The organism is Pseudofrankia coriaricola, assembly GCF_001854805.1.
In the GTDB taxonomy this organism is placed as follows: Bacteria; Actinomycetota; Actinomycetes; order Frankiales; family Frankiaceae; genus Pseudofrankia.
Window position 1 is genome coordinate 1 of record NZ_MBLO01000120.1, and the last position, 10,708, is coordinate 10,708.

The 10,708-nt window shown below is 67.9% G+C and carries 17 protein-coding genes and 1 pseudogene; 6 read left to right on the top strand and 12 right to left on the bottom strand.

What is annotated here, in order from left to right; all coding sequences use genetic code 11:
* Nucleotides 1–259, top strand: a 259-nt coding sequence (locus BCD48_RS17720) for a DDE-type integrase/transposase/recombinase (RefSeq protein WP_241841815.1), incomplete at its 5' end; no start/stop codon positions are given.
* Entirely contained in the window at nt 256–393 is a 138-nt protein-coding gene (locus tag BCD48_RS53780) for an IS3 family transposase (RefSeq protein ID WP_241841816.1), read from the top strand. The genes BCD48_RS17720 and BCD48_RS53780, both read left to right, overlap by 4 nt.
* Nucleotides 394–1,067: 674 nt before the next feature.
* Here the strand turns inward: BCD48_RS53780 and BCD48_RS17725 are convergent.
* Nucleotides 1,068–1,496, bottom strand: coding sequence for an SgcJ/EcaC family oxidoreductase (locus tag BCD48_RS17725; protein WP_071049529.1), 429 nt, complete (start codon nt 1,494–1,496; stop codon nt 1,068–1,070).
* A 181-nt stretch (nt 1,497–1,677) separates the two neighbouring features.
* Nucleotides 1,678–1,800, bottom strand: coding sequence for a hypothetical protein (locus BCD48_RS54920; RefSeq protein ID WP_274536544.1), 123 nt, complete (start codon nt 1,798–1,800; stop codon nt 1,678–1,680).
* Nucleotides 1,801–1,880: 80 nt separating this feature from the next.
* On the opposite strand from BCD48_RS54920, the gene BCD48_RS17730 reads away from it, so the two are divergent.
* The 3 genes from BCD48_RS17730 (at nt 1,881) to BCD48_RS54925 (ending at nt 3,163) form a co-directional block, all read left to right on the top strand.
* On the top strand, nt 1,881–2,306 hold the full coding sequence (locus BCD48_RS17730) for a transposase (RefSeq protein WP_071049531.1): 426 nt from the start codon (nt 1,881–1,883) through the stop codon (nt 2,304–2,306).
* Nucleotides 2,307–2,359: 53 nt separating this feature from the next.
* The gene (locus BCD48_RS17735) at nt 2,360–2,782 is read left to right on the top strand and encodes a hypothetical protein (protein WP_071049533.1); all 423 of its coding nucleotides are present in this window, start codon (nt 2,360–2,362) and stop codon (nt 2,780–2,782) included.
* Nucleotides 2,783–2,848: 66 nt separating this feature from the next.
* On the top strand, nt 2,849–3,163 hold the full coding sequence (locus BCD48_RS54925) for a group II intron maturase-specific domain-containing protein (RefSeq protein ID WP_274536545.1): 315 nt from the start codon (nt 2,849–2,851) through the stop codon (nt 3,161–3,163).
* 213 nt (nt 3,164–3,376) lie between these two features.
* Here BCD48_RS54925 and BCD48_RS17740 read toward each other — a convergent pair whose 3' ends face one another.
* Nucleotides 3,377–3,823, bottom strand: coding sequence for a winged helix-turn-helix transcriptional regulator (locus BCD48_RS17740; RefSeq protein ID WP_198543289.1), 447 nt, complete (start codon nt 3,821–3,823; stop codon nt 3,377–3,379).
* Nucleotides 3,824–3,900: 77 nt separating this feature from the next.
* Between BCD48_RS17740 and BCD48_RS17745 the strand changes: the two genes are divergently transcribed.
* A complete protein-coding gene (locus BCD48_RS17745) occupies nt 3,901–4,332 on the top strand; it encodes a nitroreductase/quinone reductase family protein (RefSeq protein ID WP_071049535.1) in 432 nt (143 codons plus the stop codon).
* Between the two features lie 160 nt (nt 4,333–4,492).
* Here the strand turns inward: BCD48_RS17745 and BCD48_RS17750 are convergent, their stop codons facing one another.
* From BCD48_RS17750 to BCD48_RS17785, 9 genes and pseudogenes are all read right to left on the bottom strand, one after another.
* Nucleotides 4,493–4,795 (bottom strand): sigma-70 family RNA polymerase sigma factor family protein, encoded by a 303-nt coding sequence (locus BCD48_RS17750; RefSeq protein ID WP_071049537.1) that lies wholly within the window; start codon nt 4,793–4,795, stop codon nt 4,493–4,495.
* A gap of 487 nt (nt 4,796–5,282) precedes the next feature.
* Nucleotides 5,283–5,804 (bottom strand): hypothetical protein, encoded by a 522-nt coding sequence (locus BCD48_RS53785; RefSeq protein WP_071049538.1) that lies wholly within the window; start codon nt 5,802–5,804, stop codon nt 5,283–5,285.
* A 47-nt stretch (nt 5,805–5,851) separates the two neighbouring features.
* Nucleotides 5,852–6,022, bottom strand: a pseudogene (locus BCD48_RS55710) (winged helix-turn-helix transcriptional regulator); the annotation flags it as partial.
* 305 nt (nt 6,023–6,327) lie between these two features.
* Entirely contained in the window at nt 6,328–6,825 is a 498-nt protein-coding gene (locus tag BCD48_RS17760) for a GNAT family N-acetyltransferase (protein WP_071049539.1), read from the bottom strand.
* Nucleotides 6,826–6,908: 83 nt separating this feature from the next.
* Nucleotides 6,909–7,466, bottom strand: coding sequence for a dihydrofolate reductase family protein (locus BCD48_RS17765; RefSeq protein WP_071049550.1), 558 nt, complete (start codon nt 7,464–7,466; stop codon nt 6,909–6,911).
* 29 nt (nt 7,467–7,495) lie between these two features.
* Nucleotides 7,496–7,867, bottom strand: coding sequence for a VOC family protein (locus BCD48_RS17770; RefSeq protein ID WP_071049541.1), 372 nt, complete (start codon nt 7,865–7,867; stop codon nt 7,496–7,498).
* A gap of 32 nt (nt 7,868–7,899) precedes the next feature.
* The gene (locus tag BCD48_RS17775) at nt 7,900–8,769 is read right to left on the bottom strand and encodes a hypothetical protein (RefSeq protein ID WP_071049543.1); all 870 of its coding nucleotides are present in this window, start codon (nt 8,767–8,769) and stop codon (nt 7,900–7,902) included.
* A 140-nt stretch (nt 8,770–8,909) separates the two neighbouring features.
* Nucleotides 8,910–9,614 (bottom strand): DUF6597 domain-containing transcriptional factor, encoded by a 705-nt coding sequence (locus BCD48_RS17780; protein WP_071049545.1) that lies wholly within the window; start codon nt 9,612–9,614, stop codon nt 8,910–8,912.
* 215 nt (nt 9,615–9,829) lie between these two features.
* Nucleotides 9,830–10,708: helix-turn-helix domain-containing protein (locus BCD48_RS17785; RefSeq protein ID WP_071049546.1), on the bottom strand; the 879-nt coding region annotated here is incomplete at its 5' end.

A 10,708-nucleotide genomic window follows, 5' to 3' on the forward strand; every position in this document is an offset into this window, starting at 1 on the left:
CGACAACCATATGCGCACGGGCCTGGTCATGGACGCGCTCCGCATGGCGCTCGGCCGCCGGCGACCCCCCAAAGGAGTGATCTTCCACGCCGACCGCGGCAGCCAGTACACGAGCCGCGAGTTCGTCAGGTTCTGCAAGAAGAAAAAGATCAAAAACTCGGTCGGTCGGACCGGGATCTGCTACGACAATGCCGCTGCCGAATCGTTCTGGGCGACCCTCAAAAGGAGTTCATCCACCTCCACGCCTTCGCTGGACTGAAGCAGCTCCGCGCCGGCGTATTCGACTACATAGAGACGTACTACAACCGCAGGAGGCTACATTCGACCATCGGCTATCTGACCCCCACCGAGTTCGAGGCGCAATTTGACACGAAGGCCACAGAAGCAGCATAATTCGTCTGTCTACTAAATCGGGAACGCTTCAGGTAGAGGTGGGTGCGCCGCGGGGGGCCGCACCCACCTCGATCGTCCAGGGATCCGGGGCGCGGCCTGCGCCGCGACGAAACGGAACCGCGCAGGCCGCTGCCTGGGGCAAGGAAGCACTGGCCCAGCCCGCCGCCTTCGGCACCGGCGGGCTCGACGTATACCTGACGCCTGAGAAACGACCGAGTCCGCGACCGATGATCTACAGAGTCTCGCTGACACATGACACCCGGAAAGCGCCGCGCGCCGGCCACGACCGACAGCGGGATCGTCGGGATACTCGCGGGTCCACGCGCGTAGCCACCGGACGACGCGCAGCGCCTCGTGGACCCGCAGGAAGCTTTGGCTGGCGGCGAGCAGAGCGGCAGCGTCGCCCCCGCCGGTTTCGGACAAACCGGTCAAGCGCCGCACCGGTCTCCTGGCTCCGACGGCCACCGCGCGGAAGCCGGCCTGCTCGACGAGCGCGCGCAGCAGGACGTGTGTCGCGGCAACCAACTCCCTGGCCGAGCGCACTGACGAGGCCAGACCCACCACTCGCGCCCTTGACAGCGACTGGGGCAGGTCAAGCGGCGGACCCGCGGGATCGAGCGACAGAGGCCGTGCGTGCCATTTGACCCATCTCCTGACTTCTGCGGTAGTCGCGATCACGCCGGTGCCTCGACGATCGGAGTGTTCTGCGCGGCGGCCAGCCACCACCGGCCGTCCCGCTCGACCAGGGTGTACAGGGCCATCTCGGAGAACCCGTCGCCATCGCGTGCTCGCCGACGGATCTGCGCGATCGCGACACCGGGCGCCGGGGCGCGCACCGCGACGACCTGGAATTCTGAGGGCGGCGCGGTCCCGGCTTCCATAAGTCGACGATGCACGCCGATCAACGTGTCGAAGCCAGTCAGGGTGGCGCCGTAGGGGCTGCCCCACAGCACGTCCGCGGCGAAGGACCGATCGTAGGTGTCGGCGTCGGCGTCGTCCAAGCCCTCCTGCAAGTCGGCCGCGAGACGTGCCACGGCAGCCTCGGCCGCGGCGTGTGCCACCTGGTCGTTGTCTAGCACCGGCCGCATCTCGATTCGACCCATGATCTCCTCCTCCACGGGGGCTTGCGTGGGAGACTAGGAGTTCAACCGAACTTGAGGTCAAGGCTCCGGCGATCGATCACTGCACCAACGAACCGGGCCCTGCCCGCGCTCTCGGCACCTCGCATGATGATCAGCCCGGGTGCTGACAGTGCCGACCCGGCGGTGTTCATGCTGCGCACTGCTACCCGGCGACCGGCGTACTCGCTCCCAGGTAGAGGTCGAATCCCCATCGTGCGCCCACCATCGTGGGAAACGGTTCGACGCGGACGTCGGCGCCTTCATGGGGAGCGTCGACCATCGGCACGCAGCCCTCTTTGCCAGGCTGATGTGAGACACCCCGTGCGAGTGTGGGGTTCCTGATCGAGGGCGGGATGGGAGATCCTCATGGTCGTGTCCACCTCGCCTGACCGGCCGGCGCGGTCGCCGGGTCCTGGTGATTCAGCGCCGCGGCCGTCGCGGCGGACGTTCAGCGTCGAGTACAAGCTGGCGATCGTCGCGGAGTACGAGAACGCGGCGAACGGCGAGAAAGGCGCGATCCTGCGCCGGGAAGGTTTGTATTCGTCGCACATCATCGAGTGGACCCGGGCTCGGGACGCCGGCGGGCTGACCCGCGCTGGCGCGGCGCCGTCGGACCGGCCCAGGAAGTCAGCCGAGCAGGTCGAGCTGGAGAAACTCCGCCGGCAGAACGAGAAGCTGACGTCCGAGCTGGCGAGAACGCGGATGGCGTTGGACATCATGGGCAAAGCGCGCGCGCTCTTGGAGGAGATCTCCGAGAGCGCGGAACGCGACGATCCACCGACGAGGTCCTGACCGGCGCGTTCACCGAGCTGCGAGCGGCGGGGATCGCGGTCCGGACCTCGTGTGTGCTGACGGGTATCTCGCGGGCCAGCCACTATCGGCATGCCGCCGGCGCGGGCCGGCGACACGGCCCCTGGCTGCCACGCACCCCGCCGCCCGCCGCGCTGAGCGGGTCCGAACGGGCCCGGGTCCTTCAGCTGCTGGCCAGCCCGGCCTACGCCGATCTCGCGATCCCCCAGGTCTGGGCCCGGGAGCTCGACGACGGCCGCTACTGGTGCTCGATGTCGACGATGTACCGGATCGCGCGAGCCGCCGGCCAGGTGTCCGAACGCCGCCGCCAGGCCATCCATCCACCCCGCGTCCGCCCCGAGCTGGTCGCCCACGGTCCCAGCGAGGTGTGGTCGTGGGATATCGAGCGCCACGAGGCGCAATCAACCGGACGGGGGAGAAAGACCTTCGTCATCATTTCGTCGCAGCGGAATGGTTGAAGCAGGGGGCAGCCTGAGCCGGGAGACGCCGGCAAGGGTGGACAGCAGCCCCGACAACGCGGGGACGTGTCAGCACTACCGGATGATGCGGGTCCCGCAAGCGAGGCGGGAAGGTGGACGAGAGGAACCAGCGCGGTAAAGCCCCTCAAGAGCGACCACCAGCCCAAACCCGGTGGATATGGGGGCTGGCTGGAATATTTCACCATGTTCTACCCGTCTGTGGTGATCCCCATCGGTGTGCGCATCGATCGCCATCTCATGCGCTGGGCAAAGAGGAAATACAAACGACTGAAACGTAGCGACCGCAGGGCGTGGGCGTGGCTCGGGGGAGTCCGGGAACGGTCCCCTGGCCTGTTCGCGCACTGGGCGCTGCGGTACTGACCGCCCCGTAGGGCGGTGCGGACGCCGACGGTTCGGGCCAACCATCCAGGGAGGAGCCACGACAATCGGCGACCAATCGGGCACCGCTCGTGATGTGCAGCAGGAGCCGGGCGAGTCTACTTCACGCCCGGATCTGCGAGGGCCGGGGGCTGGGATGCCCCCGGCTACTCGACCAGATCCAGTTTTCAGGAAGCTGCGACACCCCCCCAATGATCACCGCAGCGGTGTGACCTCGGTGTCCGCGGCGTGTAGCGGCTCGCCGCAGTGAGAGCAGCGGATTTCGGCGGTTGTGAGGTGGTTGCACCGGCGGTGGTGGAGCAGGGCGGGCGGTCCGGCGTCTGATGTCGTCCACTGGTCTCCCCAGGCGCTGATGGCGAGCAGGATGTCGCACAGCTGCCATCCCTTGGCGGTCAGGATGTAGTCGAACCGCTCCGGCCGGTGGGCGTAGGCGCGCTTGACCACGATTTCGTCGTCGAGCAGCCGGCTGAGGCGCAGGGTGAGGACCTTGCGGGAGACGCCGAGATGGGCGTTCAGGGCATCGAACCGGGTGACTCCGATGAACAGGTCACGCAGGATCAGGGCGGTCCACGGCTCGCCCAGCACGGCCATGGTGCGGGCGATCGAGCAGTCGATGGTCTCGAACGAGGTTCGCGGCGGCACCCTTGCAGCATATGTCAGTTGCTTGGAGAGACTCGCTCGTAGTACGGTCAATTTCTTCGAGATACTCTGGAGGTGTAGTGCCGTCCGTGCCATCCGACGAGGAGTTCCTGGCCTACAACCAGGGCGTCATCAGCGAGTTCCGCGCCAACCACGGCGTGGTCAGCCAGCCGCCGTTCCCGATCCTGCTCCTGACCACGACCGGGGCGCGGACCGGACGGCCGGCGACCGTGCCGCTCGGGTTCGCGGTCGACGGCGACGGACGGGTATTCGTGATGGCCTCCAAGGCGGGCGCCCCGAGGCATCCGGCCTGGTTCCACAACCTGCGGGCCAACCCGTCGGTGACGGTGGAACTCGGCGAAGGGTCCTTCCCGGCCCGGGCCGTCGTCACGGCGGGCGAGGAGCGCGACCGGCTCTACGGCCTGGTCTCCGACGGCGCCTCCGAATACGAGAAGAACACCGACCGCGTCTTCCCGGTCATCGTCCTCGAAGGCGTCCCCGCCCCCGCCTGACCGCCTCACGCGGCACGATGAAGGCCCCCCGTCCTGTACCGGCACCGGCCGTGCGGCCACGTCGCCCCCGCCGCCCCGCGCTGGGAGCACTGCGACCAGCCCATCCGCGCGGACTCCACCGACGTGCTGCCCGGGCCCGTCGCGGCCACGGACGCCGAGGTCAGTCCCTGATGCGGACCCGGTCCCCGGCCCCTGCGCGCGCCGGCACCGACGCCGGGAAGCCGAACGCGGTGACGAGGCCGGGGTCGCCAAAGGCGGTGATCGCCGTGACGCCGCCGACGCCCCGCGATGAGCACGACGAACCCCGTACGGCAGGTACCGGCCGCCCGTCCCGGTAGTAGACGACGGATGCCGGCTGCCCGTTGGCCCGGGTCGGGAACATCCGCCAATGGCCGGGTGAGCCCATGACGTGCGTCGCCAGGTACGGCAGGCAGGTCCCGATGCCCGCGTACCAGGTGCGCAACGGCGGCGCCTCAGCGTCGCGTCCTGGCGCAGCAGCAGTCGAACCCGGGGTCGCCGTTGCCACCCCACACGTACGGCTTTCCGATCTGCGCGCAGGCGAACGCCACGGCCGCCAGCGCAGCGCTACTGAAATCATCGGTTCCGAACTGAAGCGTTGACTGAAAAGTAGGGCACGCTACTGAACTGTTCGGCGTCGGTTCAGAGTACTTGTCAACCGCACCTGAAGGTTTCAGTCGTGCGGCGCTGTTAGCTGGGCACTGAAATCTTGGCGTGCGCCCGTGTGAACGCTTACTTGCGCAGTGGATCTTTCAGTCAGGTGTTCGGTCCGCATGCTTCACCGGCCGCGCCGGGTCGCGGCCATCGTGCTCGATCGTGGACGTCTGGGGCTCAGGTCGGCGACTGAGCGCCGAACTCTCGCTCGCTGGCGAGCCCGGGCTCGCCGTTTGAGATTGGCTCTCGAGGACGTTCGGGCGTCGTAGGTCGCGACGCTATCCGCTGGGCGGGTGGCTTCGGTGGGCTGGCGTGCTCGCGGGCGGTGCTTGCGCTGTTGGGGTGGGCTGCGCCCGTAGTCGGGTGAGCAGATTGGCGGGTCGGCCTGGGTAGGCGGTGGCCAGCAGCATGCGGTCCCATGCGTCGGCGGGTCCGGTCACCTCGACGTGGCCGTCGCGGCGGCCGCGGTCCCAGGTTGTTTCTCCGGCGACCCAGCGGTGCATGAACGCCCGCGTGGTGCGCAGGACCAGGGCGGGGTCGGGTGTGGAGCCGGTTTCGACCGTCAGGCGGGTGCGGTCGATCCGCAGCGAGTAGACGTCGCTGTCGAGGTGCCACTCGTAGGCCTCGGCCAGCGGCAGGTCTGCGGGTACCGCGTAGGACAGGTCGTACTCGGCGGCAGGTGTGTCACCGTCGGCGGCGGGTGGCAGGAGCTCGTCCAGGCCCCACTGGCGGAACTCGGCCAGGGCGGGGCCGAGGCGCCGTCCCCGGTCGGTGAGGCGGTAGAGGACACCTGCACCCACGGCGCCGGGACACGCTCGACGATCGCGTGGGACTCGAGGCGGCGAAGCCGTTCGGCCAGCACGTTCGACCCGATCCCGGGTAGCCGCGAGCGCAGTTCGGTGTAGCGGCGGGGGGCGTGCAGCAGCTCCTGGACGATCACCAGGGTCCAGCGTTCCCCGACGAGGTCGAGGGCGCGGGCGAGCGAGCAGAAGCGGCTGTACCCGTTCCAGGCCGGCATCCCACGATGGTATGCCGCTTGCGGCGATCCAAGAGACTTCGGTACTGTTCCAGTACTTCAATCTCTTATCGAGATAACGCGGATGGGGATCCTGTGAAGTTTTCCTCGAGCGAGAGCAGCTCGACGACGGCGGCTGGGACTTCGACTCCCTGCGCTGTTCCGCCGGCCGGGCGACTCGTCCCCAGGCTTCTCACTCGAGTCCCGTCGGCTCGCGACGCCGCCACACAGGCATGGGAGGACTTCCCCCGATCAGCCGACTGACGCGAACTCCTCAGCCAAGTACACCTATGCGACGCGGTTGCCGCTCAGGGCATCCGCGCGTTGGAGTAGTGGGGCCGCTGGAATGGGTAGTCCTCGGTCGCCCACTGTTGCAGCGCTTCGTGCACCTTGGCGTAGTAGCCGGCCTGGTGGGCCTTCGGCGTGACCCACCAGCTGACGTCGACGTCGTGCTGGGCCAGGTCTGGCGTCAAGGGCTGTCTCACTCCCATCGGGTAGAGGTAGGCGCAGCCGACATAGCCAAGACCATCTGCTCGGAGGATGAAGCTGAAGGACTTGTTGTCGCGGAACTCGCACTCGTGCCAGTACTCATCGACGATAATCTCTTCCTCGGTCACGGCCTCTGTGGGCCATGAACCGCCGCGGGTCTCGCGAATCAAATCGAGGCTCGCATTGATGCCGAGCACGTCCTCGGCGACATCGTCCCGAGTGATCGCACGCGCGACGACGTCGTCGTACCGCAGCACCCTCGGTGGCACGAAGCCTAACGGCAGCACCAGCTTCCGGGCGTACGGCGTCAGGTCCATCGTCACTCCTCCGGAACGTGAATGGGTGGCGCGGCAGACTCAGGCTAGTGGGCCGGGCGGGTGCGATCACGGCCCTCGGGGTGTCAGCCAGCGGCGGTCACGCGGTAGTCGAGGATGACGATCCCCGACTCCAAGGGCGTGCATCGCTCGAGGGTGCACTTGGTGGTGGGGAGCTCTCTATACAGGAGGTCCGCGGGACCGCCCCGGCCGAGGAGGATCGGATGCAGCCAGAGCCGGAGGCGGTTCAGGAGGCCCGCGGACAGCAATACCTGGGTTAGGGCACCGAAGCCGAACTGCACCACGTTGCCCTCTGCCTCGTTCCGCAGTTGGGTGACGTACTCCACGACATCACCGGTGATCAGGTGAGTGTTGTTCCAGGTCGGTGAGGTAAGCGTGGTGGACGCGACGTACTTGGGCATCGCGTTCATCTTGTCGGCCAGCGGGTTCCCCGACATGGTCGGCCAGACCGCTGCGAAGCCGTCGTAGGTGTGTCTGCCCATGATCACGGCGGAGGATCCGAGGACGAGGTCGGTCTGGATCTTGTTGCCCTCGGGACCGAAGCCGCCCATCTCGGGCCAGGTCTCGGGGTGCTCGATGACGCCGTCGAGGGTGAGGTAGGTCGAGTTGATGATCTCGCTCATGAGTGGCCAGTTCTCCTGGTTCTGGGCGGTCAGTGGTGCGCGTTCGGGTGGGGGGCCGGTCCCCATACGCCCAGCTCGTTGCCGCAGGGGTCGGTGAAGTGGAAGCGACGTCCACCCGGGAAGTCGTAGGGCTCGACCAGGACGGTTCCGCCTGCGGCGAGGACGGCGCGGAGGGTGTCGTCGAGGTCGTCGGAGTAGATCAGGACCAGGGGTTGCGTCGGACCGTCTGTGGCCAGTCCTCCAGCTTCGGGTCCCTCGGGGTCCGGGCCACGGATGCCGGTGTACTCGGGTCCGTAGTCGTTGAACTGCCAGCCGAAGGCTTGGGTGTAGAAGGATCGGGCCATCTCCTGGCGTGGCGCCGGGAGCTCGACATAGTCGATGGCGTGGTGGTGATGCGACATAGAGGTCTCCTCGTCTCTGTCAGCGTCGTGTCTCAGGCGGTCGGGGCGACCTGAACGCGGTCATGGTCGTGGAGGCGCTGGAGGGTGCTGACGGTGATGCTGCCGCGCCAGTCGAGCGCCTGTCCCGGTGACCAGTGCAGCCAGTCGAAGTCCCAGCCTCCGTCGTCGAGCTGGTCGGTCTCGAGTCGGTCTAGGTCAGCGGCGATCTGCTCGGTGCTGAACAGACCCCGGCTCCGGGTTCCTGGTTGCGGTGAGAGGTCGAGTGGGGTGACCCGCTCGCCTTCGATCCCTCCCGGGACCGGGATGCAGCCGTCCGCGTCCAGAAGCGGTTTGAGACGCTCGATGGTGGCGCACGCACGGTCGTGGTCGGGTACGGCGTCGAGGAACCGCAGCGCGAACACCACCGTGTAGGTGTGGGGGCGCTCCGCCTGCTCGAGTTCCTGCCAGCACCAGGCAGTAGCGCGCTCCAGCCACGCCGGTCGCACCGTCGTTGCCCACAGCGCCCCGGCCAGGGCGAAGGTCAAGAACGTGGGCCCACCCGGGTTGATGAACGGAGCGTGTGGATACCCGGCGCCGGACGCGCTCATCTGAGGCAGGGTGCCTTCCGGTGACGAGGCGGTGGCGATCCAGTCCGCTGCGGCCTCGATGACCGGGTGGTCGGTGACATCGACCTGGAGCAACGTCTCGAGAGCCAACAGGGCTGCGGACGGCTCGCTGCCGGGTGCTCTCATGTCCGGCTCCAGTGCGTGCCCGAAGCCGCCGTCCGGGTTCTGGTAGGTCCGCAGAACCTCTACGACGACGTCGGCCGACGCCTCGCCCAGCAGATGCTCAAGCCGGCGTCGGTCGAGCAGCCGGGCGTTGGCGTAGACGAACTGCTTCGCTGCCTGAAGGTCGGTGCTCATGACTCCATACCTTGCCCCGCCTGGCACGCACGACTCTTGTACCAATCGGCCACAGGCGACGGAGTGAAGTGGAGGCTCAGCCGGCCGTGATCAGGTCCGTTACCTCGCGCAACACGCGATCCCCCTGCCAGCTAGCGGGGTCACCCCGCTCCTCGCGCAGGCGGTGCGGAGTCGCCCCAGTCAGACGCTTGAGCGCATGAGTCATGTGCGCCTGGTCGGTGAATCCCGGCAGCCGTGGCGAGCGGGTGGTCTTCGCGGTCCAACAGGGGCAGCACCCGGTGCAGGCGACCGACCTGCGCCAACTCGCGGGGCGACAGACCGGTCAGCTGCCGCGTCGTGCGACGCGCCTGCCTCTCCGAGACCCCGATGCGGCGTCCCGTGTGCTCGACCAGGCTGCTCGGGGCAGTCAGCAGCCCCTTGACCAGGTCGATCTGCCACGGCGACGTGTCCACCGCGCGCCAGCACGCCGGCACGCGGCCATGCCACACGGCCTCGGCCACCGCCCGGGCCATTCGGCTCCCGAGCAGATCCTCCAGCGAGATCACCTGGTCACGCAGGTCGCTCGCGGTGGTTCGGAACAGCAGCGGGATCGCCCAGGGCTGCAGACGGAGCCCCCGCAACGAGGTCGATGCATCGAGTTCATGCCGATGAGGGATCATCGTGGGTCCCACCAGGACCGCACTCCCCGACTGATCGACAACCACATCCGCACAGGCGTCCGGCAGGACGGTGGCGCTCGCACCCCGTCGCACCGACCCGAGGCGCCTCCACGTGCATCGGAACACGTCGTGCATCTGGGCGGCAAACTCGGCGTAGCCCGCCTGGTCTGCGTGATCGGCGCCCACACCACGCTCCTTCACCCGTCACGAGGAGACCGACAGCATGTGTCGGCACCTCTTGACGTTAGCCACTCGTCCGGCGCCGAGCGAGACGGCGTCGAAGGCGGAGGCAGCCGACCTAAACCCCGGCTGCCTGGAGTCCTTGCTTTGATCGTCTGGTAGGCCGGAAGCATTTCGCGTTGATTGACTGGATGTGCTCGCCGCCTGGGGAGGACTCGTGGTTAGGTCTCTTGCGTCGGGCTGGCGCTGTCGGCATCTATGGGGGTGGCGCGTCCGACGGGGCGGTGTTGCTGATCGGCTGCGATCGTGGCCAACAGTGTCAGTGCTTCGGCGGAGCGGCTGCCCGGTTCGGCTTGGTAGACGGTGAGCATCTGGCGGTCGGCGCCGGCGAGGTGGAACTTGTCGTAGTGCAGTTCCAGCTCGCCGACCTGAGGGTGTTGCATTCGGTGGACGCCGGTGCCGGCGTGGGGTTTGACGTCGTGACGTGCCCACAGTCGACGGAAGTCGGCGCTTTTGAGGGAGAGTTCGCCGATGAGGTCGGTGAGCTGCGGGTCGTCGATGTCGGGGCCGACCGAGGCGCGTAGGGCGGAGACCACGTTCTCCAGCCTGATTTCGGGGTCGCAGAAGAGGTCGCTTACCGCGGAGTCGAGGAATGCCGCGCGGAGGATGTTGTGGCCGGGTGTGTACATCGGCGATAGAGCCGTCATCAGCGGGTTCGCCGCCAACACGTCCAGGAAGCGGCCCTGGACGAAGGCGGGGTTGGCGGGCCAGGAGTTGAGCAGTTGTCGCACGCTGGGACTGACTTGTTCGGATCGGCGGGCCCGTCGCCGACGGGCGGTGGTCGGGGTGGCCAGCTCGTGCAGGTGGGCGGTGGCGTCGGTGTCCAGGCGCAGCGCGCGGGCGATCGCGTCGAGGACCTGCGCGGACGGGTGGTGATCGCTGCCCTGTTCCAGTCGGGTGTAGTACTCGGTGCTGATGCCGGCCAGCAGAGCGAGCTCGTCGCGGCGGAGGCCGGCAACGCGGCGCCGCCCGCTGTCGGGGATACCGACCTCGTCCGGTCGGACCAGTTCCCGGCGGGCCCGCAGGTACTCACCGATGCT

Excerpts from the sequence above, each read along its gene's own strand:
- BCD48_RS17730 (WP_071049531.1), top strand. The coding sequence starts at position 1,881 with ATGGTCGTGTCCACCTCGCCTGACCGGCCGGCGCGGTCGCCGGGTCCT.
- BCD48_RS17725 (WP_071049529.1), bottom strand. The coding sequence starts at position 1,496 with ATGGGTCGAATCGAGATGCGGCCGGTGCTAGACAACGACCAGGTGGCA.
- BCD48_RS17765 (WP_071049550.1), bottom strand. The coding sequence starts at position 7,466 with ATGAGCGAGATCATCAACTCGACCTACCTCACCCTCGACGGCGTCATC.
- BCD48_RS17775 (WP_071049543.1), bottom strand. The coding sequence starts at position 8,769 with ATGAGCACCGACCTTCAGGCAGCGAAGCAGTTCGTCTACGCCAACGCC.
- BCD48_RS17770 (WP_071049541.1), bottom strand. The coding sequence starts at position 7,867 with ATGTCGCATCACCACCACGCCATCGACTATGTCGAGCTCCCGGCGCCA.
- BCD48_RS17760 (WP_071049539.1), bottom strand. The coding sequence starts at position 6,825 with ATGGACCTGACGCCGTACGCCCGGAAGCTGGTGCTGCCGTTAGGCTTC.